Annotated in this window: 21 protein-coding genes; 6 read left to right on the top strand and 15 right to left on the bottom strand. The window is 68.1% G+C overall.

The genetic code is table 11. The features are described from left to right. The first annotated feature begins 130 nt into the window (after positions 1-130). From tkt to pgl, 5 genes are read left to right on the top strand one after another with little or no spacing between them, the layout of a single operon-like run. Positions 131-2,212, top strand: a complete 2,082-nt coding sequence (gene tkt / locus QE428_RS10630; protein ID WP_307468939.1) for a transketolase — start codon at positions 131-133, stop codon at positions 2,210-2,212. Continuing rightward, on the top strand, positions 2,209-3,321 hold the full coding sequence (tal, locus tag QE428_RS10625; RefSeq protein ID WP_307468936.1) for a transaldolase: 1,113 nt from the start codon (positions 2,209-2,211) through the stop codon (positions 3,319-3,321). Before tkt ends, tal begins: the two co-directional genes overlap by 4 nt. A gap of 3 nt (positions 3,322-3,324) precedes the next feature. After that, positions 3,325-4,872: a glucose-6-phosphate dehydrogenase gene (gene zwf / locus QE428_RS10620; RefSeq protein ID WP_091352900.1), complete on the top strand. Its 1,548-nt coding sequence runs from the start codon at positions 3,325-3,327 to the stop codon at positions 4,870-4,872. After that, positions 4,869-5,801, top strand: coding sequence for a glucose-6-phosphate dehydrogenase assembly protein OpcA (locus tag QE428_RS10615; protein WP_091352897.1), 933 nt, complete (start codon positions 4,869-4,871; stop codon positions 5,799-5,801). Before zwf ends, QE428_RS10615 begins: the two co-directional genes overlap by 4 nt. Before the next feature lie 7 nt (positions 5,802-5,808). Then, positions 5,809-6,588 (top strand): 6-phosphogluconolactonase, encoded by a 780-nt coding sequence (gene pgl / locus QE428_RS10610; protein WP_091352893.1) that lies wholly within the window; start codon positions 5,809-5,811, stop codon positions 6,586-6,588. Positions 6,589-6,625: 37 nt separating this feature from the next. Here pgl and QE428_RS10605 read toward each other — a convergent pair whose 3' ends face one another. The 11 genes from QE428_RS10605 to QE428_RS10555 form a co-directional block, all read right to left on the bottom strand. Next, positions 6,626-6,982 carry an RNA polymerase-binding protein RbpA gene (locus QE428_RS10605; RefSeq protein ID WP_091352889.1) on the bottom strand — a complete coding sequence of 119 codons (357 nt, stop codon included), beginning with the start codon at positions 6,980-6,982 and terminating at the stop codon, positions 6,626-6,628. Continuing rightward, positions 6,982-7,230 carry a preprotein translocase subunit SecG gene (gene secG, locus QE428_RS10600; protein ID WP_091352885.1) on the bottom strand — a complete coding sequence of 83 codons (249 nt, stop codon included), beginning with the start codon at positions 7,228-7,230 and terminating at the stop codon, positions 6,982-6,984. The genes QE428_RS10605 and secG overlap by 1 nt, the downstream gene beginning before the upstream one ends. Before the next feature lie 97 nt (positions 7,231-7,327). After that, positions 7,328-8,119, bottom strand: coding sequence for a triose-phosphate isomerase (gene tpiA / locus QE428_RS10595; RefSeq protein ID WP_091352882.1), 792 nt, complete (start codon positions 8,117-8,119; stop codon positions 7,328-7,330). Beyond that, positions 8,107-9,324, bottom strand: coding sequence for a phosphoglycerate kinase (pgk, locus tag QE428_RS10590; protein WP_307468924.1), 1,218 nt, complete (start codon positions 9,322-9,324; stop codon positions 8,107-8,109). The genes tpiA and pgk overlap by 13 nt, the downstream gene beginning before the upstream one ends. Before the next feature lie 2 nt (positions 9,325-9,326). Beyond that, positions 9,327-10,337 carry a type I glyceraldehyde-3-phosphate dehydrogenase gene (gene gap / locus QE428_RS10585; protein WP_091352875.1) on the bottom strand — a complete coding sequence of 337 codons (1,011 nt, stop codon included), beginning with the start codon at positions 10,335-10,337 and terminating at the stop codon, positions 9,327-9,329. 137 nt (positions 10,338-10,474) lie between these two features. Then, entirely contained in the window at positions 10,475-11,101 is a 627-nt protein-coding gene (locus tag QE428_RS10580) for a superoxide dismutase (RefSeq protein ID WP_065570773.1), read from the bottom strand. 113 nt (positions 11,102-11,214) lie between these two features. Continuing rightward, entirely contained in the window at positions 11,215-12,192 is a 978-nt protein-coding gene (whiA, locus tag QE428_RS10575; RefSeq protein WP_091352869.1) for a DNA-binding protein WhiA, read from the bottom strand. Positions 12,193-12,248: 56 nt separating this feature from the next. Further along, positions 12,249-13,121 (bottom strand): RNase adapter RapZ, encoded by an 873-nt coding sequence (gene rapZ, locus QE428_RS10570; RefSeq protein WP_307468919.1) that lies wholly within the window; start codon positions 13,119-13,121, stop codon positions 12,249-12,251. 33 nt (positions 13,122-13,154) lie between these two features. Beyond that, complete coding sequence (gene uvrC, locus QE428_RS10565; RefSeq protein ID WP_307468917.1) at positions 13,155-15,074, bottom strand: excinuclease ABC subunit UvrC; 1,920 nt, start codon at positions 15,072-15,074, stop codon at positions 13,155-13,157. Position 15,075: 1 nt separating this feature from the next. Next, positions 15,076-17,961: an excinuclease ABC subunit UvrA gene (uvrA, locus tag QE428_RS10560; protein ID WP_307468914.1), complete on the bottom strand. Its 2,886-nt coding sequence runs from the start codon at positions 17,959-17,961 to the stop codon at positions 15,076-15,078. A 54-nt stretch (positions 17,962-18,015) separates the two neighbouring features. Next, positions 18,016-18,456 (bottom strand): MarR family winged helix-turn-helix transcriptional regulator, encoded by a 441-nt coding sequence (locus QE428_RS10555; protein ID WP_307468911.1) that lies wholly within the window; start codon positions 18,454-18,456, stop codon positions 18,016-18,018. Between the two features lie 40 nt (positions 18,457-18,496). Here QE428_RS10555 and QE428_RS10550 point away from each other — a divergent pair, with 40 nt between their 5' ends. Then, the gene (locus tag QE428_RS10550) at positions 18,497-18,733 is read left to right on the top strand and encodes a hypothetical protein (RefSeq protein WP_091352852.1); all 237 of its coding nucleotides are present in this window, start codon (positions 18,497-18,499) and stop codon (positions 18,731-18,733) included. 15 nt (positions 18,734-18,748) lie between these two features. Here QE428_RS10550 and uvrB read toward each other — a convergent pair whose 3' ends face one another. The 4 genes from uvrB to QE428_RS10530 form a co-directional block, all read right to left on the bottom strand. Next, positions 18,749-20,830: an excinuclease ABC subunit UvrB gene (gene uvrB, locus QE428_RS10545; protein ID WP_091352847.1), complete on the bottom strand. Its 2,082-nt coding sequence runs from the start codon at positions 20,828-20,830 to the stop codon at positions 18,749-18,751. 65 nt (positions 20,831-20,895) lie between these two features. After that, positions 20,896-21,492, bottom strand: coding sequence for a dephospho-CoA kinase (coaE, locus tag QE428_RS10540; RefSeq protein ID WP_307468904.1), 597 nt, complete (start codon positions 21,490-21,492; stop codon positions 20,896-20,898). 23 nt (positions 21,493-21,515) lie between these two features. Beyond that, positions 21,516-22,703, bottom strand: a complete 1,188-nt coding sequence (locus QE428_RS10535) for a diguanylate cyclase (RefSeq protein WP_307468901.1) — start codon at positions 22,701-22,703, stop codon at positions 21,516-21,518. After that, positions 22,700-24,412, bottom strand: a complete 1,713-nt coding sequence (locus QE428_RS10530) for a cell wall metabolism sensor histidine kinase WalK (RefSeq protein WP_307468897.1) — start codon at positions 24,410-24,412, stop codon at positions 22,700-22,702. Before QE428_RS10530 ends, QE428_RS10535 begins: the two co-directional genes overlap by 4 nt. Between the last annotated feature and the right edge of the window lie 30 nt (positions 24,413-24,442).

Here is a 24,442-nt window from a genome sequence, read left to right as displayed (position 1 = left end):
ACGTCACAGAGCGCCACCCGGCCTCGGCGAGTGGCCTACCTCGATATGCTGAAAATCCCGACGTGGGACGCCCCCTCCTCTTCCGAGATCAGCGGTCGTCCGCGCCGAATCACCGACGAAAGGCTTCCAGGTGTCAGAGCTGGTTTGGGACGAGATCGATCGACGCGCGGTGGACACCGCGCGGGTACTGGCGGCGGACGCCGTCGAGAAGGTCGGTAACGGCCACCCGGGGACCGCGATGAGCCTCGCCCCCGCGGCCTACCTGCTCTATCAGCGCGTCCTGCGGCATGATCCGACCGACACCCACTGGCTGGGCCGCGACCGCTTCATCCTCTCGGCCGGGCACTCGTCCCTCACGCAGTACGTGCAGCTCTACCTCGGTGGGTTCGGCCTCGAGCTCGACGACCTGAAGGCACTGCGCACCTGGGGCTCGCTGACCCCCGGTCACCCGGAGTACGGACACACGAAGGGCGTCGAGATCACGACCGGCCCCCTGGGCCAGGGTCTCGCGTCCGCCGTGGGCTTCGCCTACGCCGCACGCTACGAGCGCGGTCTGTTCGACCCCGAGGCCGCGGCGGGCACGTCCCCCTTCGACCACCACGTGTTCGTGATCGCCGGCGACGGCGACCTGCAAGAGGGCGTCACGTCCGAGGCCGGTTCGCTCGCGGGCCACCAGCAGCTCGGCAACCTGATCGCGATCTACGACTCCAACCAGATCTCGATCGAGGACGACACCAACGTCGCGTTCACGGAGGACGTCCAGGCTCGTTACGAGGCCTACGGCTGGCAGGTCCAGACGGTCGACTGGAAGAAGACGGGAGAGTACGTCGAGGACCTCGCAGCCCTCCACGCGGCGATCGAAGCCGCGAAGGCGGAGACCTCCAAGCCCTCCCTCATCGTCCTCAAGACGATCATCGGCTGGCCGGCTCCCGGCAAGCAGAACACCGGCAAGATCCACGGCTCCGCGCTCGGCGCCGACGAGCTCGCCGCCACGAAGAAGGTCCTCGGGTTCGACCCGGAGCAGAACTTCGCCGTCGCCGACGACGTGCTGGCGCACACGCGCGCACTCGCAGAGCGAGCCGCAGCCGACCGCGCCGGGTGGCAGGAGTCCTTCGACGCATGGGCCGAGGCGAACCCGGAGCGCAAAGCGCTCCTCGACCGCCTCGAGGCGGCGACCCTGCCCGACGCCATCGACGACGCCCTCCCCTCCTTCGAGGCCGGTAAGGACGTCTCCACCCGCGCCGCCTCGGGCGTGGTGATCAACGCCCTGGCCGCCGAGCTCCCCGAGCTCTGGGGCGGCTCCGCCGACCTCGCCGAGTCGAACCTGACCACGATCAAGGATGCGAAGAGCTTCATCCCGTCCGAGTGGTCCACCCACGAGTGGTCGGGTGACCCTTACGGTCGCGTCCTCCACTTCGGCATCCGCGAGCACGCCATGGGCGCGATCATCAACGGCATCAAGCTGCACGGGCCGACGCGTCCCTTCGGCGGCACGTTCCTGATCTTCAGCGACTACATGCGTCCTGCCGTGCGACTGGCGGCGCTCATGAACATCCCCTCGGTGTTCGTGTGGACCCACGACTCCGTCGCGCTCGGCGAAGACGGCCCCACGCACCAGCCGATCGAGCAGCTCGCGACGCTGCGTCTCATCCCGAACTTCACGGTCGTCCGTCCCGCGGACGCGAACGAGACGGCCGCGGCGTGGCTCGAGATCCTGCGCCGTCAGGACGGCCCGACCGGCATCGCCCTCACTCGTCAGAACATCGCGGTCTTCCCGCGCGGCGAGAACGGCTACGCCACCACGGAGGGCGTCGCCAGGGGTGCGTACACCCTCCTCGATGCCCCCGAGGGCGAGCCGGACGTGATCCTGATCGCCACCGGTTCCGAGGTCCAGCTGGCCGTCGCCGCCCGTGAGACCCTCGCCGGCGAAGGGATCGGCGCTCGCGTCGTCTCGGCTCCCAGCCTGGAATGGTTCGCCGAGCAGGATGCGGACTATCGCGACTCGGTGCTGCCCGCCTCGGTCAAGGCGCGCGTCTCGGTCGAGGCCGGGGCCACCGGCCTCTGGCGCGCGGTCGTCGGCGACAGCGGACGCACCGTCGGCATCGATCACTTCGGCGCCTCCGCCGACTACAAGACCCTGTTCGAGAAGTTCGGCGTCACCGCCGACGCGGTCGTCGAAGCGGCCCGCGCAACCGTCAAGGAGAACGCATGAGCACCCCCACTGAGGCCCTGTCCGGCGCCGGCGTCAGCATCTGGCTCGACGACCTCTCGCGATCGCGGATCGACACCGGGAACCTCGCACAGCTGATCGAGACCCGCGACGTCGTCGGCGTCACGACCAACCCGTCGATCTTCCAGGCCGCCATCGGCAACACCGAGGACGACTCCTACGACGCACCTCTGCAGGCCCTCGCCGCGCAGGGTGCCGACGTCGACACCGCGATCTTCGAGATCACCACGACCGACGTGCGCGACGCCGCCGACATCTTCCGTCCCGTGTTCGATCGCACGAACGGCGTCGACGGCCGGGTGTCCATCGAGGTCTCCCCCGACCTCGCGCACGACACCGACGCGACCGTCGCGCAGGCGAAGGAGCTGTGGGCCAAGGTCGACCGCCCCAATGCGCTCATCAAGATCCCCGCGACCCTGGCCGGTCTCCCCGCGATCAGCGCCGTGCTCGCTGAGGGAATCTCGGTGAACGTGACGCTCATCTTCAGCCTCGAGCGCTACGCCGCCGTCATCGACGCGTACCTCGACGGGATCCGGCGGGCGAAGGAGAACGGTCACGACATCGCGACCATCCACTCCGTCGCCTCGTTCTTCGTCTCCCGCGTCGACACCGAGGTCGACAAGCGCCTCGAAGCCGTCGGCACGAGCGAGGCCGCGGCTCTCAAGGGCAAAGCCGGCGTCGCGAACGCCCGTCTCGCGTACGAGCTGTTCGAGAAGCGGTTCGCCGAATCGGATGCCGCCGAGCTCATCGCGGCGGGCGCGACCGTCCAGCGTCCGCTGTGGGCGTCGACAGGTGTCAAGGACCCTGCGCTCCCCGACACCCTTTACGTGACCGAGCTCGTCGCACCGGGAACCGTGAACACGATGCCCGAGAAGACGCTCGAGGCCACCTTCGACCACGCCAAGGTCACCGGCGACACGATCACCGGTGCGTACGAGGACGCCCACCGCGTCTTCGACCAGCTGGCCGAGGCGGGCGTCGACCTGGTCGACGTCACCCAGGTGCTCGAGGATGAGGGTGTCGAGAAGTTCATCGTCTCCTGGCATGACCTGCAGGGCACGGTGCGCACGGCTCTCGACAGCGCGCGCTGACCGATGGTGGTGCAGATCTCGCGGGGGACGAACCCCCTCCGCGACCCCGACGATCGTCGCCTCAACCGCATCGCGGGTCCGAGCGCGCTCGTGATCTTCGGTGTGACGGGCGACCTGTCGCGCAAGAAGCTCATGCCCGCGGTGTACGACCTCGCCAATCGCGGTCTGCTCCCGCCCGGCTTCGCGCTGGTCGGGTTCGCGCGGCGCGACTGGGAGGATCAGGACTTCGCGAAGGTCGTCTACGAGGCGGTGCGTCAGTACGCTCGTACGCCCTTCCGTGAGGAGACCTGGAACCAGCTCCTGCAGGGCATCCGGTTCGTGCAGGGCGAGTTCGACGACCCGGCATCCTTCGCTCGTCTCCGCGACACCGTCGAGAAGCTCGACACCGAGCGGGGGACCATGGGCAACCACGCGTTCTACCTGTCGATCCCCCCGAAGGACTTCCCCGTCGTCGCGCGCCAGTTGCGCGATTCGGGCCTCGTCGACGAGAACGCCGACGGCGACACGTGGCGCCGTGTGGTCATCGAGAAGCCGTTCGGCAGCGACTTGCAGACCGCCCGAGAGTTGAACGAAGCGCTCGAGGTCGCCTTCCCCGCCGACGCGATCTTCCGCATAGACCACTACCTCGGCAAGGAGACGGTCCAGAACATCCTGGCCCTGCGCTTCGCCAACGAGCTGTACGAGCCGCTCTGGAACGCCAACTACGTCGATCACGTGCAGATCACCATGGCCGAGGACATCGGCGTGGGCGGGCGTGCCGGGTACTACGACGGGATCGGTGCGGCGCGCGACGTCATCCAGAACCACCTGTTGCAGCTCCTCGCCCTCACTGCGATGGAGGAGCCCATCTCCCTCGATGCGGAGCACCTGCGCGCAGAGAAGGAGAAGGTGCTCGCCGCCGTCACGCTGCCCGAGGACCTCTCGACGGCCACCGCCCGCGGCCAGTACGCCGGCGGGTGGCAGGGCGGCGAGGATGTCACCGGATTCCTCGACGAAGACGGGATGGATCCGCAGTCACGCACGGAGACCTACGCGGCGATCAAGCTCGAGATCGCCACGCGTAGGTGGAACGGCGTGCCGTTCTACCTGCGGACCGGCAAACGCCTGGGCCGCCGCGTGACCGAGATCGCGGTCGTCTTCAAGCACACCCCTCCCCTGCTGTTCCTGCGCTCGCAGGCGCTGCAGCTGGGGCAGAACGCGCTCGTCATCCGCATCCAGCCCGATGAGGGCGTGACGCTGCGTTTCGGCTCGAAGGTGCCCGGCGCCGGCAACGAAGTCCGCGACGTGACGATGGACTTCGGCTACGGCCACGCATTCACCGAGTCGAGCCCGGAGGCCTACGAGAGACTGATCCTCGACGTGCTCCTGGGCGACCCGCCGCTGTTCCCCCGGCACGAGGAGGTCGAGTTGTCCTGGCGCATCCTCGATCCCGTCGAACAGTACTGGGCGGAGCAGGACGAGCCGCTCGAACAGTACTCCCCCGGCTCGTGGGGTCCCCCGTCCGCCGATGAGCTCTTGGCCCGCGACGGCCGCGTCTGGAGGCGTCCATGATCGTCGATCTGCCCGACACCACGGTGTCCACGATCGCGAAGAAGCTCGTGAGCGTGCGCGAAGAAGGCGGCGCCGTCGCCCTCGGCCGTGTGCTCACCCTCGTGATCGTCTCGACCGGCGGTCTAGACGAGGAAGCGATCGATGCCGCGAACGCGGCATCCCGTGAACACCCGATGCGCGTCATCGTCCTCGTCGTCGAGCCCGACGCCCCCACGGGGCTGGACGCGCAGATCCGCGTCGGCGGCGACGCCGGTGCGAGCGAGGTCGTCGTCCTGCGCGCCCGCGGCGCGGCCGCCGGCAACCAGGAGAGTCTCATCAACGGGCTTCTCCTGCCGGACGCACCCGTCGTCGCCTGGTGGCCGGACGACCCGCCCACCGACACCGCGCACTCGCCCATCGGTCGCATCGCGAAGCGACGCATCACGGATGCCTCGACGGAGCCGTTCTCCCCCGATCGTCTCGAGCAGCTCGGCTCGGGGTACGAACCGGGCGACACGGATCTCGCGTGGACCCGTCTGACGCACTGGCGTGAGCAGTTGGCCGCCGTCCTGGACCAGCCGCCGTTCGAGCCCGTCACCGCCGTCACAGTGGTGGGTGCCGGTAGCTCGCCGTCCACAGGGCTCCTCGCGGCGTGGCTGCGACTCAAGCTCGACGTGGCCGTGGAGTGGCATTACACCGATGCGGACGAGTGGGCTCACGGCATCCGGTCGGTCACGCTGTCGCGCTCGTCCGGGGACATCGTGCTGGAACGCACCACCGCGACGGACGCCACACTTACGCAGCCGGGTCAGCCCACGCACGACATCGTGCTGCCGCGTCGATCCCTCCGCGAATGCCTGGCGGAGGAGCTGCGTCGCCTCGACCCGGACCTCTTGTATGGTCGAGTGATCACCGAAGGGTGGGAGCTCCTCGACCCTCCCACGAGGTAGGAGTCGCATGTCGGAGTTCCGCGCGGAGAAGCGCGTCGTCGTCAGTCCGGATGCCCGACGCCTGGCAGAGGGTGTCGCGAGGCGCTTCTTCCAACGGATCTCGTCGCGTGCCGCCGAAGGGAAGACGACGCACGTCCTTCTGACCGGCGGCACTGCGGGCACGTCGGTCCTGCAGGCTGCGGGTGAGAGTCCCGCACGTCACGAGGTCGACTGGTCGAACGTGCACTTCTGGTGGGGCGACGAACGCTTCGTCCCCTCGGACGATCCGGCGCGCAACGAGACCGCGGCACGTGAGGCCTTCCTGTCGCGTATCGACGTCCCGGCGCGGAACGTCCACCCGATCGCGTCCGCGGACGCCGGCCGCAGCCACGACGAGGCGGTCTCCGACTACGCCGCGGAACTCGCGGGGCACGGGACCGCGGAGCAGGCGTGGCCGCGCTTCAGCATCGCCTTCCTCGGCGTCGGCCCGGACGGTCACATCGCGTCTCTGTTCCCCGACAGGAGCGAGATCGGCGACACCGAGAACTCCGTCCTCGCCGTCCGGGACTCCCCCGTCCCACCGTCGGATCGGATCACGCTGACGCGACCGGTCATCAACTCATCCCGTCGCGTCTGGCTTGTTCTGCCTGGCACCGACAAGGCGTCCGCCCTCGGTCTCGCCCTCGCGGGCGCGAGTTACCACTCCGTTCCCGCCGCCGGCGCGAAGGGCCGCAAGCAGACCGTGTTCTTCGTGGACGAGGCTGCTGCGCAGGGTGTCCCGGAGGAACTGATAGACCCCGAGTTCTGAACGAACCCGGGGTCTGTCGAGGTGAGTCGCGCGCGGCTCAGTCCTGGCCGCGGCGCTCCCGAAGCTGCTGGAGCGCGTCGTCGAGGATCGACTCGGCCTCCTGGTCCGTCCGACGCTCCTTCACGTAGGCGAGGTGCGTCTTGTACGGCTCCGTCTTCGCGACTGCGGGCGGGTTCGCCTTATCGCGGCCGGCCGGAAGACCGGAGTGAGGCGAATCGATCGTCTCGGGGATCTCCTCCTCGGCGATGCCTGCGGCGAAGTAGCGCACCGTCTCATTGCCGAGTGCGTCCCAGTAGGACACCGCCACGCGGTCGGCGTGGTGCCCGTGGTCCTGCTCCCCCATGGGGCCCGCGCCGACACGCGTCCCCCGAATCGCGTTTCCCCCGGTGGCCATCAGATGCTCTGGAACTTCGTGATGAGTCCGAGCGCCACGATGGCGACGAACCAGACGAGCGCCAGCACCACGGTGAAGCGGTTGAGGTTGCGCTCGGCCAGGCCCGAGGAGCCCATGGCCGAGCTCATGCCGCCCCCGAACATGTCGGAGAGGCCGCCGCCGCGTCCCTTGTGCAGGAGGATCAGGAGCGTGAGCAGGAGGCTGGTGATTCCCAGCAGCACCTGCAGCACAAGCTGGAGGATGTCCACAGTCGTTGAAAGCCTTTCGGGTCGCCGAATGACTCGGCGTTCGCACGAGTATACCGGCTGAGCGGTGCGACGCCGTGAGGCACCGCACCGCTCGAGGTCACACGCCGACGTGCTTCTGGTATCGGATGATCGCGGCGAACTCGTCCGCCAACAGGCTCGCTCCGCCGACGAGGGCACCGTCGACGTCGGGCTCGCGCATGAAGCTGGCGATGTTGCCCGACTTCACGGATCCGCCGTAGAGGATGCGGGTGCGCTCGGCGGCGGCATCCCCCAACGACTCGGCGACGACCGCGCGCAGGGCCGCGCAGACTTCCTGAGCCTGCTCGGGCGACGCGACCTGTCCGGTTCCGATAGCCCAGACGGGCTCGTAGGCGACGACGACGTCCGCGTCGGACGCAACGCCCTCGAGCGCTGCGCGCAGCTGCGCGACGGACACGGCCGTGGGGCCGGACTCCTCGCGCTGCTCGAGCGTCTCACCGACGCAGATCACCGGAACGAGACCGTGCCGGAGAGCGGCCTGCACCTTGGCTGCGACGACCTCGTCGGACTCCGCGTGGTACTCGCGGCGCTCGGAGTGACCGATGATGACGTAGCCGACGTCGAGCTTCTTGAGGAACGCGCCCGAGACCTCACCGGTGTAGGCGCCCGAATCCTTCGCCGAAACGTCCTGCGCGCCGAGGGCGAACGGGATCTTGTCGGCGTCGATGAGGGTCTGCACCGTGCGGATGTCGGTGAACGGGGGGAACACGGCGACCTCGACCGAACCGGTCTCGTGCGCGGCATCCTTCAGCGTCCAGTGCAGCTTCTGGACGAACGCGACCGCCTGCAGGTGGTCGAGGTTCATCTTCCAGTTGCCGGCGATGAGCGGGGTGCGGGTCACGCTTCCCATCCGAGGATCTCCAATCCGGGGAGCTTCTTTCCCTCGAGGAACTCGAGGCTGGCTCCACCACCGGTGGAGATGTGACCGAACTGGTGGTCGTCGAACCCGAGCTGCCGCACGGCGGCCGCCGAGTCGCCGCCACCGACGACGGACAGACCGTCGACCTCGGTGAGCGCCTGCGCGACCGTCTTCGTCCCGGCGGCGAAGGCGTCCATCTCGAACACGCCCATGGGGCCGTTCCAGAACACCGTCTTCGCGCCGCGGATCGCGTCGGCGAACAGTTCGGCCGTCTTCGGGCCGATGTCGAGGCCCATGCCGTCGGCGCCGAAGTCGGTGTCCTCGAGCGCGTCGGCGGATGCCACGACGTGGTCCGCGTCGGCCGCGAAACCGGACGCCATCACAGCGTCGACGGGGAGAATGAGCTCCACGCCGCGCTCGTGTGCCGTCTCCATGTAGCCGCGGACGGTGTCGAGCTGGTCGACCTCGAGGAGGCTCTTGCCTACCTTGTGGCCCTGGGCCGCGAGGAAGGTGAAGAGCATGCCGCCGCCGACGAGGATCTTGTCCACGCGCGGCAGGAGGTGCTCGATGACACCGAGCTTGTCGCTGACCTTGGATCCGCCCAGGACGACCGCGTACGGGCGCTCGGGGCGCTCGGTGAGGCGGTCGAGGACGTCGACCTCCTTCTCGATCAGAAGCCCCGCTGCCGACGGCAGGAGCTCTGCGAGGTCGTAGACCGACGCCTGCTTGCGGTGCACGACACCGAAGCCGTCGGAGACGAGCGCGTCGCCGTGAGCAGCGAGCTGCTCGGCGAAGGCGCGACGCGTGGCGTCGTCTTTCGCCGTCTCGCCCGCGTTGAACCGCAGGTTCTCGAGCACGGCGACCTGGCCGTCCTCGAGAGCCGCGACGGTGTCACGAGCCGAGTCGCCCACGGTGTCCGTCGCGAAGGCGACGTCCAGGCCCAGCAGCTCGGACAGGCGCGACGCGACCGGCGCGAGGCTGTACTTCGCGTCCGGTGCGCCGTCGGGCCGGCCGAGGTGGGACACCGCGATGACGCGCGCCCCCTGCTCGACCAACGCGCGAAGCGTGGGGATGGCCGCACGCACGCGGCCATCGTCCGTGATGACGCCGTCCTTCAGGGGGACGTTGAAGTCGACACGGACGATGACGCGCTTGCCTGCGAGCGAACCCAGCGAATCGAGGGTGCGCAGAGCCATCGTCAGAGCTTGCTGGCGACGAGCTCGGTGAGGTCGACGAGACGGTTCGAGTAGCCCCACTCGTTGTCGTACCACGACGAGATCTTGACGAGGTTGCCCGACACGTTGGTCTGGCCGGCGTCGAAGACCGAGGAGTGCGGGTCGAGCTGAATGTCGCTCGAGACGATCGCGTCGGTGTTGTACTTCAGGTACCCGACGAGCTCGCCCTCAGCGGCGGCCTTCTCGAACGCCGCGTTGATGACCTCGGCAGTCAGGCCCTCGGTCGGGGTGACGACCGTGAGGTCGACGATCGAGCCGGTGGGGACCGGGACACGGTACGACGAGCCGCTCAGCTTGCCGTTGAGCTCGGGGAGGACGAGGCCGATGGCCTTGGCCGCACCGGTCGCGGCGGGGACGATGTTGATCGCCGCAGCGCGGGCGCGGTGAAGGTCGCCGTGCGGGCCGTCCTGCAGGTTCTGGTCTGCGGTGTAGGCGTGCGCCGTCATCATGAAGCCGCGCTCGATGCCGAAGTTGTCGTTGAAGACCTTGGCGATCGGGGCGAGGCAGTTCGTGGTGCAGGACGCGTTCGAGATGACGTGCATCGTCTCGGAGTCGTAGGAGCCGTCGTTGACACCCATGACGAAGGTGCCGTCGACGTCGGTCCCCGGCGCCGAGATGATGACCTTCTTCGCGCCGCCGTCGATGTGCTTCTTGGCGTCCGCGGCCTTGGTGAAGCGGCCGGTCGACTCGATGACGATGTCGACGCCCAGGTCGCCCCAGGGGAGGTTGGCGGGGTCGCGCTCTTCGAAGACCTTGATGGTCTTGCCGTTGACGGTGATCGAGTCCTCGGTGTACGAGACCTCGGCGTCCAGGCGACCGCCGACCGAGTCGTACTTGAGGAGGTGAGCGAGGCTCTTGTTGTCGGTGAGGTCGTTCACCGCCACGATCTCCAGGTCAGCTCCCTGCGCGAGTGCCGCGCGAAGGAAGTTGCGTCCGATACGGCCGAAGCCGTTGATGCCGATCTTGACAGACACGTTGTCTCCCGTTTTTCTTCGCGCACGCCCCATGGACGGGGTCGACCCGCGATGTGCTGGAAATGAGAGAGGATGCCGGGGCTCAGCCCCCGTTGCCGGGAGGAGCCCGGCATCCTCACCTGTGAACGACCCTACTACTAGAGCAGGCCCGCCGTCTTCTCGCGCGCGGCGTCGAGACGCTGGGCGACGTTCTGCCAGTTGGCGATGTTCCATGCCGCCTTGACGTAGTCCGCCTTGACGTTGAGGTAGTCGAGGTAGAAGGCGTGCTCCCACATGTCGAGCTGGAAGATGGGGACGGTGCCCTGAGCCGTGTTCGACTGCTGGTCGAACAGCTGCTGGATGATCAGCTGCTGGCCGATCGGGTCCCAGCTGAGGACGGCCCAGCCGGAGCCCTGGATGCCGGTGGCAGCCGCCGTGAAGTGAGCCTGGAACTTGTCGAAGCCGCCGAAGAACTCGTCGATGGCTGCGCGCAGCTCGCCCTCGGGCTCGCCACCGCCGCCCTGCGACGCGGGGGCGAGGTTGGTCCAGAAGATCGAGTGGTTGACGTGTCCGCCGAGGTTGAACGCGAGGTCCTTCTCGAGCTTGTTGACGTTCGCGAGGTTGCCGGTCTCGCGCGCTTCCGCGAGCTGCTCGAGGGCGGTGTTGGCTCCCGTGACATACGCCTGGTGGTGCTTCGAGTGGTGAAGCTCCATGATCTTGCCGCTGATGCTCGGCTCGAGTGCGGAGTAGTCGTACGGGAGCTCAGGCAGGGTGTACTTCGCCATGTCCTCTTCCTTCTGTCGGTGCCGCGCACGGGGCGCGGCCGGTCGGATTCATCCTATTGAGGGCCAACCCACCGGGCACCCGGTTGCTTCCCGGGAAGAGGGGATGTATTCCGTCAGTCCTCGAGACCGGCGGGAACGGCGGACTCCGTGTCCGGAACGCCGTCCTGCGCAGCCTTCTTGTCCGCCATCGCGAGAAGACGGCGGATGCGGCCGGCGACGGCATCCTTCGTCAGTGGCGGATCGGCGTGGTGCCCGAGCTCGTCGAGGCTCGCGTCGCGGTGGGCGAGACGAAGGTCGCCCGCCTGCTTGAGGTGGTCCGGGACGGTGTCGCCGAGGATCTCGAGTGCGCGCTCGACCCGGGCACATGCGGCGACGGCGGCCTGCGCGGAACGACGCAGGTTCGCGTCGTCGAAGTTGACGAGGCGGTTCACGCCGGCGCGCACCTCGCGACGCTGACGCATCTCCTCCCACGCGGCGGCCGTCTTCTGCGCGCCCATCATGAGGAGCGTGGCGCGGATCGCCTCACCGTCGCGGACGACCACGCGAGGCACACCGCGCACTTCGCGGGCCTTCGCAGCGATACCGAGGCGATGCGCCGCCCCGACGAGGGCCATCGCAGCCTCCCCCGACGGGCAGGCCACTTCGAGGGCGGCGGAGCGACCGGGGTCGGACAGTGTGCCGGCGGCGAGGAACGCTCCGCGCCACACCGCGGCGAGGTCGGGGCGCGCGCCCGTCGTGAGTTTGTTGGGAAGACCGCGGACGGGGCGGCGGCGGTTGTCGAGGAGGCCCGTCTGACGCGCCAGCGTCTCGCCCCCCTCGATCACGCGCACCGCGACCAGGTTTGCAGCGCGTCCGCCGGAGGACTGCACATGAGCGAGTTCCGGGCGGACGCCGTAGATCTCCACGAGATCGCGGGCGACGCGGCGGGCCAGGATGTCGGTCTCCACCTCGGCTTCGACCGCCACGCGGCCGGCGATCGAGTGCAGGCCGCCGGAGAACCGGAGGATCGTGGTCAGCTCTGCGACGCGGGCTGTGGGCCGGGGATCACGGACCGAAGTGAGTTCCGTCTTCACGTCAGCAGTCAGCGGCACGGGGATCCTTCGGTGGGGGCGATCGGGGACAAAGGATCAGCTTACTCGCGCACCGGTCATTCGCGACCCAGGTCACGGTGCGTGACCCTCACCGCTACGCCCGTTTCCTGGGCCAGACGCTGGCCGAGCTCGAGAGCGGTCACCACCGAGCGGTGCTTGCCGCCGGTGCAGCCGATCGCGACGACCGAGTGACGTTTGTTCTCGCGCTGATACCCCTGCAGAACGGGATGGAGAGCCGCCGCGTACGTGTCGATGAACTCACGGGCGCCCTCCTGGTCGAGGACGAAGTCGCGGACGGCCTCGTCTTCGCCTGTCAGCGCGCGCAGCGACGGCTCCCAATACGGGTTCGGGAGGAACCGCATGTCCGCGACGAGATCGACGTCGGGAGGGAGCCCGTATTTGAAACCGAAGCTCATGACGGTGACCGTGTGGCGCGCGTCTCCGTCGTCGCTGAACAGGTCGACGATCCGGTTCGCCAGCTGATGGATGTTGAGGGAGCTCGTGTCGACGATGACGTCGGCGGCTTCTCGGATGATCGCGACGCGTTCGCGTTCGCGACGGATGCCGTCGAGGATCGTCCCCTCCCCTTGCAGAGGGTGCGGCCGACGCACGGCCTCGAAGCGGCGGACGAGCACCTCGTCGGCGGCATCCAGGAACAGGACGCGCAGCTGACGGCCGTCTCGCAGCGATCGGGTCACCGACGGCAGCTCGCCGAACAGCTGGCGACCTCGGACATCGACGACGGCGGCGACCTTGGGGAGCGCGTCTGCGGCGAGGGCCGTGAGGTCCAGGAGATGCGAGAGCATCTGCGGCGGGAGGTTGTCGACGACGTACCAGTCGAGATCCTCGAGGGCGTTCGCCGCGGTCGTCCGCCCGGCGCCGGACATGCCCGTGACGATCAGGACCTCGCCTGTCGTCTGGCCGTCCATCCCTGCCCTGCCTTTCACGCGTGTGGACTCAGCCTAACCACCGGCACCGCTCGGGACCGAACCGGTCGCGAGATGCGAGTGGATGCTGGCGGCCAGTCGAGGGCCGATTCCGGGGAGCTCCTGGATCTCCTCCGGAGACGCCTGCTTCAGCTTGCTCACAGAGCCGAAGTGACGCAGGAGCGCTTTGATCCGCGACTCCCCCAGCCCGGGCACTTCCGCGAGCACCGTCGTGATGTCCCGTCCGCGCTTCTTGCGCTGATGGGTGATGGCGAATCGGTGCGCCTCGTCACGGAGTCGCTGGAGCAAATACAGCGCCTCTGACGAACGCGGCAGGATGACCGGGAAGTCGTCGTCGGGCAACCAGACCTCCTCGAGGCGCTTCGCGATGCCGCACAGGGCGATCTCCTCGTGGCCGGAGTCGCGGAGCGCGCGGGCCGCCGCGGCGACCTGCGGCTGGCCGCCGTCGACGAGGAGCAGCTGCGGACGGTAGGCGAAGCGCGGGCGCTTGCGGGTGGCATCCACCTCGCCGTCGGCCGTCGGATCGATCGCGTCCTGCTCGGCCTCGTCCCGGTCGATGTGGGCGAGTCGGCGCATGAGCACCTGATACATGGAGTCGGTGTCGTCGGTGGTCTCGCTCACCGAGAAGGACCGGTACTGATCCTTTCGGGGCAGACCGTCCTCGAAGACGACCATCGAGGCGACCACACCCGTCCCGCCGAGGTGCGAGACGTCGAAGCATTCGATCCGCAGCGGAGCCTCGGACATCCCGAGGGCCTCCTGCAGGTCGGTCAGCGCTTTCGTGCGCGACGTGTAATCGCTCGTCCGGCGCGTCTTGTGGAGCATGAGCGCCTGCTGGGCGTTGAGGGTCGCCGTGCGCATCAGGTCCGCCTTCTGACCGCGCTGCGCGATCTGGACCGTGACCCTCTTGCCGCGTCGGGACTGCAACCACTCCTCGAGCTCGGCGGTGTCGTCGGGGAGAGTCGGCACGAGCACCTGACGCGGGATGTCTTCAGCGCCGGCGGCTCCGTACGCGCGCTGGAGGATCTGGTCGACCAGCTCCGGGCCCGAGATGTCGAGCTCCTTGTCGATCGTCGTCGCACGAACGCCTCGCACGCGCCCACCGCGGACGATGAAGTGCTGCACGGCCGCGGAGAGTTCGTCTTCGGCGACTCCGAACAGATCGGCATCCGTGTCCTCGCTCAGGACCAGCGCGCTGCGGTTGAGGACGGCGTCGAGCGCCTGCAGCTTGTCGCGGTACGAGGCCGCGGTCTCGTAGTCCATCGCGGCAGCGGCTTCGCGCATGCGCGCTTCCATCCGCTTCGTGTAGCGCTTGTCACTGCCCGACATGAAGGCGATGAAGTCGTCGACGATCGCGCGGTGCTCGTCGATGGTGACCTTCATCGAGCACGGGCCGCCGCACCGGCCGATCTGACCGGGGAAGCAGGGCCGCCCCGTCGCCATCGCCTTCTTGTACGACGAATCGCTGCACGTGCGGATCGGGAACACCTTGATCAGCTGATCGATGGTGTCGTGGACGGCCCAGACCTTGGGGTACGGACCGAAGTACTTCGCGCCACGGATGCGGCGGTTCCGTGTGACGATCACCCGCGGCGCCTCGTCGCCCAGGGTCACCGCCATGTAGGGGTACGACTTGTCGTCCTTGTATCGGACGTTGAACGGCGGCGAGTACTCCTGGATCCACGTGTATTCGAGCTGCAAGGAGTCGATGTCGGTCGCGACGACCGTCCACTCGACCTTCGCAGCCGTCGTGACCATGCGTCGCGTGCGCTCGTGCAGGGTGTGCAGCGGCGCGAAATAGTTCGACAGCCGTGCGCGCAGATTCTTCGCCTTGCCGACGTACAGGATCCGGCCGTCCGCGTCGAGGAACCGGTAGACGCCCGGGTCGGTCGGGATCTCCCCCGGCTTCGGCTTGTAAGGCAGCGCGGAGGCCACGTCAGCCCGCCTTGCGCGCGGGCGCCACGTCCAAGAGCTCGGCGAGGAACTGACCCGTGTGGCTTTCGGAGACGGCCGCCACCTGCTCCGGCGTGCCGGTCGCGACGATCGTGCCGCCACCGGACCCGCCCTCGGGACCGAGGTCGATGACCCAGTCCGACGACTTGATGACGTCGAGGTTGTGCTCGATGACGAGAACCGAGTTGCCCTTGTCGACGAGGCTGTTCAGGACCTCGAGCAGGCGCTGGACGTCTTCGAAGTGCAGGCCCGTCGTCGGCTCGTCGAGGACGTAGATCGTCCTGCCGTTGGAACGCCGCTGCAGTTCGGTGGCGAGCTTGACGCGCTGCGCCTCGCCCCCCGAGAGCGTCGTCGCCGACTGCCCGAGCCGGACGTAGCCGAGCCCGACGTCGACGAGCGTCTTCAAGTAGCGGTGGATCGCCTGGATCGGCTCGAAGAAGTCGGCCGCCTCGGAGATCGGCATGTTGAGAACTTCGGCGATGTTCTTGCCCTTGTAGTGCACGGTCAGGGTGTCGCGGTTGTAGCGCTGGCCGTGGCACACCTCGCAGTCGACGTAGACGTCGGGCAGGAAGTTCATCTCGATCTTGATCGTGCCGTCACCCGAGCAGGCCTCGCAGCGCCCGCCCTTGACGTTGAAGCTGAAGCGACCCGGCTGGTATCCGCGGGTCTTCGCCTCGGTCGTCTCGGCGAACAGCGATCGGATCCGGTCGAAGACGCCCGTGTAGGTGGCCGGGTTCGAGCGGGGCGTGCGTCCGATGGGTGCCTGGTCGACGTGGACGACCTTGTCGAGGTGCTCGAGGCCGGTCACGCGGGTGTGCTTGCCGGCGACGCGACGTGCCCCGTTGAGCTTGGTCGCGAGGACTTCGTAGAGGATGCCGTTCACGAGAGACGACTTGCCCGACCCGCTCACCCCCGTGACGGCGGTCAGGACGCCCAGCGGGAAGTCCACCGTGACGTTCTGGAGGTTGTTCGCGCGCGCACCGACGACACGCAGCTGCCGGCCCTTGTCGATCTTCCGACGCTTCTTCGGCATGGCGATCGCGCGGCGTCCGCTGAGGTAGGCGCCCGTGATGGACTCCTCGTCGGTCAGGAGCTGGTCGACGGGACCGGAGTGGACCACGTTGCCGCCCTCGACACCCGCGCGCGGGCCGATGTCGACGATCCAGTCGGCCGCGTGGATGGTCTCTTCGTCGTGCTCGACGACGACGAGCGTGTTCCCGAGACTCTTGAGTCGCACGAGCGTCTCGATGAGTCGACGGTTGTCGCGCTGGTGGAGTCCGATCGAGGGCTCGTCGAGGACGTAGAGCACCCCTGTCAGGCCGGAGCCGATCTGCGTCGCCAGACGGATGCGCTGCGCCTCACCACCCGAGAGCGAACCGGCGGCGCGACTGAGGCTCAGGTAGTTCAGTCCCACCTGGATGAGGAAGTCGAGACGGGCGCGGATCTCGCGGAGCACCGCGGCCGCGATCGTCGCCTCGCGATCGGTGAGGGCCATGTCGGCGAAGAAGGCCTGCGCCTCGCCGAGGCTCAGGCGCGAGGCATCCGCGATCGAGTGCCCGTGGACGAGGACCGAGAGGACCTCGGGCTTGAGACGGTCGCCGTTGCAGACGGGGCACGGCACTTCGCGCAGGAACTCAGACCACCGCTGTCGCTGCGTGTCGGTCTCGGCCTGAGTGAACTGACGCTCGATGTAGGGGATCACTCCCTCGAACCCGGACGCGTACCGCATCTCACGTCCGTAGCGGTTCTTCCACTTGACCGTGACCTTGTAGTTCTCGCCCGAGAGGACCGCGTCCTGGATGTCGGCGGGCAGGTCCTTCCACGGGGTGTCGAGGGAGAAGCCGAGGTCGTCGGCGAGCCCGACGAGCAGACGCTCGTAGTACTGGAACAAGCCCTTGCCCTGCGTCGTCCACGGGACGATGACTCCCTCGGCGATGGAGAGCTCCTCGTCGCCGAGGAGCAGCTCGGTGTCGACGGACATACGCGTGCCCAGCCCGGAGCACGCCGGGCAGGCACCGAACGGTGCGTTGAACGAGAACGTCCGAGGCTCGATCTCGGTCAGCTGGAGCGGGTGGCCGTTCGGACAGGCCAGCTTCTCGCTGTAGCTCTGCCAGGCATCGTCACCCTCTTCGTCGACGAAGTTGACCTGCAGGATGCCGCCGGCCAGGCCGAGCGCCGTCTCGACCGAGTCGGTGACACGGCCGAGGATGTCGGGGCTCGCGACGAGTCGGTCGACAACGACCGCGATGTCGTGCTTGTAGCTCTTCTTCAACGTCGGCGGTTCGGCCAGCTGCACGGCCTCGCCGTCGACGATCGCGCGGGCGTAGCCCTTCGCCGACAGCTCCTTGAAGAGGTCGACGAATTCACCCTTCTTCTGCGAGACGACGGGAGCGACGATCTGGTAGCGCGTCCGCTCGGGCAGCTCCATGAGCTGGTCGGCGATCTGCTGCACCGTCTGTCGCTGGATGCGCTCACCGCACTCGGGGCAGTGCGGCACACCCACCCGCGCCCACAGCAGTCGCATGTAGTCGTTGATCTCGGTGATCGTGCCGACGGTCGAACGCGGGTTGCGGTTGGTCGACTTCTGATCGATCGACACCGCAGGGCTCAGTCCCTCGATGAAATCGACGTCCGGACGGTCGACCTGTCCCAGGAACTGCCGCGCGTAGGAGCTGAGCGACTCGATGTAGCGGCGCTGGCCTTCGGCGAAGATCGTGTCGAATGCGAGGCTCGACTTCCCCGACCCGGACAGGCCGGTGAACACGACGAGCGAGTCGCGCGGGATCTCGAGGTCGACGTTCTTCAGATTGTGGACGCGAGCGCCGCGGACACTGAGTTTGGAGGCGTGGGGAACGGGGACGATGGGCACCGGTCAATCCTAGGTTGGGCCACCGACACGGGCTCCGGTCTTCGCTCCGGGCGATCAGTCCGTTACAGTCGCACGCCCGCCGGCGAACGGCTGCAGGCCATCCCGAAGACGTGCGACGTCGTCGACGCCGAGCCCGACACGTTCCATGACCTGCCGAGGCACGTCGAGGGCGAGCTCGCGCAGCGCGCGCCCGTCGTCGGTCAGCTCGATGTCGAGGACGCGCTCGTCAGCCGCGCGACGTCGGCGGACCACTCGTCCCTGCGACTCCAGGCGCTTGATCGTCGGCGAGAGACTCGCGGGCTCCACGGCGAGGGCGGATGCCAGCTCGCTCAGAGACTGCGGGGCCCTCTCCCAGAGGGCGAGCATCACCAGGTACTGCGGGTGGGTGAGCCCGAGGGGGTCGAGGATCGGCCGGTAGATGGAGACGACGTTGCGTGCCGCCGTCACGATCGCGAAGCAGAGCTGGCTCTCCAGCTTCAGGGCGTCCTCGTTCATCCCGATCCTCACCTCACTAATCGTTAGTACACTAATGATTATGGATGAGGAACGGGAACAACGACCCCCACTCCGTCAGCGGATCCGTGCAGCCGGCGGCTTCTACACCTGGTGGAACAGCCGCCTCATCCGCTACGCCGGCCCCGCCTCCGTCGGACCCTATGACACCGAGCCGGAGCCGGTCCGCACGGAGCGTGCCTGCCCCCTGTGCGGCCGGCCGATGTCGCAGCACACGTTCGACCGCTCCGGCGAACGCCCGCTCATGCACTGCCCCTGATGGGCGTGGACCCGGTCAGGCGTGACCGGCGCGCTCCATCGCTCGCAGCTCCTTCTTGAGGTCCTGAACCTCGTCGCGAAGTCGACCCGCGAGCTCGAACTTGAGCTCATCGGCCGCCGCGAGCATCTGCCGGGTGAGGTCTTCGATGGTCGCCTCGAGCTGGTTCGCCCCCTCCGCCGCGATGCCTTCGCGCCGAAGCTGCGGTGTCGGGCTCTTTCCCTTGCCCGACTTCGTCTTGCCCTTGCCGCGGCTGTCCATCATGTCGCGCGTGTCGCTCGCCTCGCGGGCGAGGGCATCGGTGATGTCGGCGATCTTCTTCCGCAGCGGCTGCGGATCGATGCCGTGCTCGAGGTTATACGCGATCTGCTTCTCGCGACGGCGCTCGGTCTCCTCGATGGCCGCGGCCATCGAGTCGGTGATCTTGTCGGCGTACATGTGCACCTCGCCCGACACATTTCGGGCGGCACGACCGATCGTCTGGATGAGAGAGGTCCCGGACCGCAGGAAGCCCTCCTTGTCGGCATCCAGAATGGCCACGAGCGACACCTCCGGAAGGTCGAGGCCCTCGCGCAGGAGGTTGATGCCGACCAGAACGTCGTAGACGCCCTGACGGAGCTCGGTCAACAGCTCGACACGGCGGAGCGTGTCGACGTCCGAATGCAGGTAGCGCACCCGCACTCCGTGCTCGCCGAGGAAGTCCGTGAGTTCTTCGGCCATCTTCTTCGTGAGGGTCGTCACGAGGATGCGCTCGTCCTTGTCGACGCGGATGCGGATCTCCTCGAGCAGGTCGTCGATCTGCCCCTTCGACGGCTTGACGATGATCTCCGGGTCGATCAGGCCCGTCGGACGGATGATCTGCTCGACCACGCCGTCGGCGATCCCCATCTCGTACTTCCCCGGCGTCGCGGACAGGTAGACGCTCTGACCGATCCGCTGCTTGAACTCGTCGAAGCGCAATGGTCGGTTGTCCATCGCGCTCGGCAGCCGGAACCCGTGGTCGACGAGCGTGCGCTTGCGGGAGGCATCCCCCTCGTACATGGCACCGATCTGCGGCACGGTCACGTGCGATTCGTCGATCACGAGCAGGAAGTCGTCGGGGAAGAAGTCGAGGAGCGTGTGCGGGGCCTCCCCCGGCATCCGTCCATCGAGGTGGCGGGAGTAGTTCTCGATGCCCGAGCAGAACCCGAGTTGCTGCAGCATCTCGAGGTCGAACGTCGTGCGCATGCGCAGGCGCTGCGCCTCGAGGAGCTTGCCCTGCGACTCGAACTCCTTCAGTCGCTCCTCGAGCTCGTGCTCGATGGTGCCGATGGCGCGCTGGACGGTCTCGGTACCCGCGACGTAGTGGGATGCCGGGAAGATGGGCACACTCTCGAGCTTCTGCACCACGTCGCCGGTGAGCGGATGCAGCATGTACAGCGCTTCGATCTCGTCGCCGAAGAGCTCGATCCGCACGGCGAACTCCTCGTACACCGGGATGATCTCGATGGTGTCGCCGCGCACGCGGAAGTTTCCGCGCGAGAAGTCGACGTCGTTGCGGTTGTACTGCATCGCGATGAACTTGCGGATGAGGGCGTCGCGGTCGTACCGCTCCCCCACCTGCAGCGCGACCATCGCGCGGAGGTACTCCTCGGGAGCACCGAGGCCGTAGATGCACGAGACGGTCGACACAACGACCACGTCGCGCCGGCTCAGCAGCGAATTGGTCGTCGAGTGGCGCAGGCGCTCGACCTCGGCGTTGATCGAGGAGTCCTTCTCGATGAAGGTGTCCGTCTGCGGGACGTACGCCTCGGGCTGGTAGTAGTCGTAGTAGCTGACGAAGTACTCGACCGCGTTGTTCGGCAGGAGGTCGCGGAACTCGTTCGCGAGCTGGGCCGCCAGCGTCTTGTTGTGCGCCATCACGAGGGTCGGCCGCTGCACCTGTTCGATGAGCCACGCCGTCGTCGCGGACTTGCCGGTACCCGTGGCACCGAGCAGGACGACGTCGGTCTCACCCGCATTGATGCGCGCGGCGAGATCGGCGATCGCCTGCGGCTGGTCGCCGCTGGGGACGTATTCGCTGATGACCTCGAACGGCCGGACGGATCGCGTGGTCTGCATGAATCCAGCGTAGGCCGGGCCTCCGACACCGGCTCCGGCGTTCGCCGTCGGCGTGGGACCGACCCTCAGGCGGTGAGGCGGGTCCAGACGTCGTCAGTCTGCGCGAGCGTCTCGTCGAGCGTGCCGGCCGTATCGATCACGACGTCGGCGATCGCGAGCCGGCGCGCGTCGTCGACCTGGGCCGCCATCCGGGCGTCGGCGTCCTCGGTTGTCATCCCGCGCAGCGAGACGAGTCGCTCCCTGCGGAGGGCCGCCGGGGCGTGTGCGACGACGATCAGCTCCCACGGGTCCGCCGCCCGAGCCTCCAGCAGGAGCGGCACGTCGTAGACGACGACCGCGTCGGGATCCGCGTCGAATGCCATCTGGAATCGGCGGGCGGACTCAGCGCGCACGGCAGGATGGACGATCGCGTTGAGACGGCCGACGGCATCCGGATCGCCGAACACCCGTGACGCGAGGCCGGCGCGATCGAGCTCGCCGTGCGGCGTCAGCAGGTCGTTCCCGAACTCTGCGGCGATCGCGTCGAGGACCGGCGAACCGGGCTGCTGCACCTCGCGGACGAGCGCGTCGGCGTCGACGATCACGGCGCCGTGTTCGGCCAGCCGGCGGGCGATGGTGGACTTCCCCGAGGCGATTCCGCCGGTCAGCGCGATGAGAGGCACTCTCCGAGGATGCCACGGCTCGATCAGGTCAGGTGCGAGCGCGCTTCCTCGAGTCCGCCGAAGAGGACGGATGCCTCCAGGCTCCGCGATGCGCGGATGGCCGCCTCGCGAGCGGCGTTCATCAGGACGGTCGGGTCGTAGCCGACGGTCTCCGTCAGTCCGACTCCGATCCCGACGACCGGGAGAAGCCCCGTCGGGTTGTCCGCGAGATCGTCGATGCATCCGCGGTAGATCGCCGCGCCCTGCCGCCGCGCGTCGGCGGCGGTCGTCGCCACGCCGCACACGGCGAGCGTGGAGTCACCGTCCTCCCCCACGAAGGCGGAGGCGGGGGCGTGGCGTCGGACGGAGCGGCGCCACTGAGCCGCGAGCTCATCCGCGGCATCCGACCCGAAGGCGGCCGCCATCTCGTCCAAGCCGTCGACGTGGACGATGATCACGCTGACGAGCTCTCGACGCCATCCGGCGCGTTCGGTCATGTCCCGGAGCGCGTCACGGTAGGTGCGCCCGAGCATGATCCCGTCGGCCGCGACGCCGTTCTCGCCGAGCCACTCATACCGCTGGGTCGCGCTCTTGTTCGCTCTCAGGATGGAGGTGACCACGACGGCGACCATGGTCAGGACGACGGTTGCGATGTTGGCCGAGATGGAACCGAACCAGGTCACGAAGAAGGTTCCCTCAGGACCGTCGAGGACGAAAGCCGCCAGACGAGCGCCGTAGAAGGCGGCTCCGGCGAACAGGACCGCGGACAGCAGGTGGGCGTTGCCGATCCGGCCCATGGGGCGACGCGTCGCCTCCCACCCGCCTGCGAGGAAGAACACCACGATGGTGGCAGCCATGACCACCCATCCGCCCCAGGAGCCCTCGACCGGGACACGGATCACGGCGGCGACGAACGTGAACACGGCGAGGACACCGACGATCACCGAGGACCAGCCGATGGGGCGGTCGTTGAAGCGGCGGTTCCCCAGCCATATGAAGGCAGGGGTGAGCGCGAAGGCGGAGTTGCCGATGGCGATCGCGACCGCTCCCCCGATGCCCGCCGCCCAGGAGATGTAGGCGAAGGTCGTCGCCGTACCGCACAGGTACGCGACCGCCCAGAGTCGCCCCGCGCCGGCGTCGCGGCGACGCAACGTCTCTACGACGAAGATGCCCGTTGCGACGAAGGCGACGAGGGCCGTCATCACGGTCACCGAGAACAGATCGAGCGTCACCGGTCGCCCTCCTCGACAGGACGCGTGACGGCCGCCCGGGCGGGCAGACGGACCATGAACGTCGTGCCCTTGCCCTTGGTCGAGGTCACCGTGATGTCGCCACCGTGAGCGCGAACGATCTCGCGGCTGATGGCGAGCCCCAGCCCGGTTCCCGCAACACCGGACTCCGCTCGGAAGAACCGCTCGAACAATCGATCCTGGTCTTCTGGCGTCAGCCCGATCCCGGTGTCGCGGACGAGGAACCACGAGACGTCACCGTCCGTGGAACTGCTGAGCGTGATCGAGCCGCCGTCCCGGTTGAACTTGATGGCGTTGCTGATGAGGTTGTCGGCGACCTGACGGATCCTGGCGGGGTCGACGAAGGCCGGGGTCTCCAGGATGTCGTCGGCGTCGATACGGATCGCCCGCTCGCGAGCGATCGGCGTGAGGTCGGATGCCGACGCCCGAACGACGGACGCCAGGTCGTGCATCACGGGCGAGATCGTCACTTCGGCCGACATCCGCGATGCCGTGGATGCTGCGAGGATGCCGGACACGATGCCGAGCAGCCGCTCGCTGTTGCGGTAGGCCACGTCCACCTGACGGAACACCGTCTCGGGAAGGTCCTCCGTATCGAGGACCAGCTCCAGGTAGCCGAGGATCGAGGTGAGCGGTGTCCGCAACTCGTGCGAGACGGATGCGACCAGGCTGTCCCGGGCTTTGAGCGCCGTCCGCTCGTCGGTCACGTCGCGCGCGACGAGGACCACCCCCGCAGGATCGCCGTCGGCATCCCGCATCCGGCGCGCCGTCAGGCTGAGTGCCGCACGTCGCGACTCCGAGACGGCGTACCAGACGACGACGTCACTGAAGGTCTCCCCCCGCATGATGCGGGACAGCGGACGATCCTCAGTCGCCAACGGCGTCTCCCCGTCGGCGGCGAAGATCTGCTCCCTGCCATCGGCCCTGCCGAATCCGGGGATGCGCTGCTGGAATCGGCCGAGCGCGTCATTGACGAAGGTGATCTCGCCGTCGGGGCCGACGCGGAGGACTCCGAAATCGACGGTGTCGAGCACCTCCGTCAGCAGTTGTTCCTGTCGACTCGCGTGGCGCAGCGCCGCCGTCAGGCGCTGCGCCTGACGGTCGAGCAGGGCACGCTGAGCGAGGAAGCGCCGCGTCGAGTTGTAGGTGGATGCCCCGATGGCGATGACGACGGCCGGGAGGACGATGACCGCCCATGTGAGCTGGAAGTCGGGCACGAAGAGAAGAGCGACCCAGTACGAACCGATCGATCCGACGCACGCCACGATGAACCAGAGCCGCCCCATCGAGGACAGCCACATCGTCGGGAACGCCCAGAGGAGACCGATGCCGGGGACGTCCGACGTGCGCATGAGCCCGATCGCGACGATGTCGAGGAGTGGTATGACGGCGACCCAGGACGGGTGCAGACGTGACCAGGGGACGGCGAGACTCGCGACGGCAGCGACGACGACGATGACGACGCCGGGCGCGAACTGCGGAGCGTCGGCGAGCCACCCGCTGGGCAGACCCGACAAGAAGATCGCCGCCACGATCGCCGTGAGGAGGAGCTGATTGTTGGCGGCCACCCGGTCGCGCAGTTCGGTCAGCGGCAGCTGACGCAGCGGCGCGTCGAAGAATCGGTGCATGCGTGCTCCCGCCCGGTCGGACGACGATCGATCTGCGGTCGATCCCTCGTTCTCATGCGCCACACCTGCACGTTACCGGGAGCCGGGGCCGTC

The organism is Microbacterium sp. SORGH_AS_0505 (assembly GCF_030818715.1).
Classification (GTDB): domain Bacteria; phylum Actinomycetota; class Actinomycetes; order Actinomycetales; family Microbacteriaceae; genus Microbacterium.
Note: the sequence above shows the minus strand (reverse complement) of the source record. Positions and strands in the feature narration are given on the sequence as shown.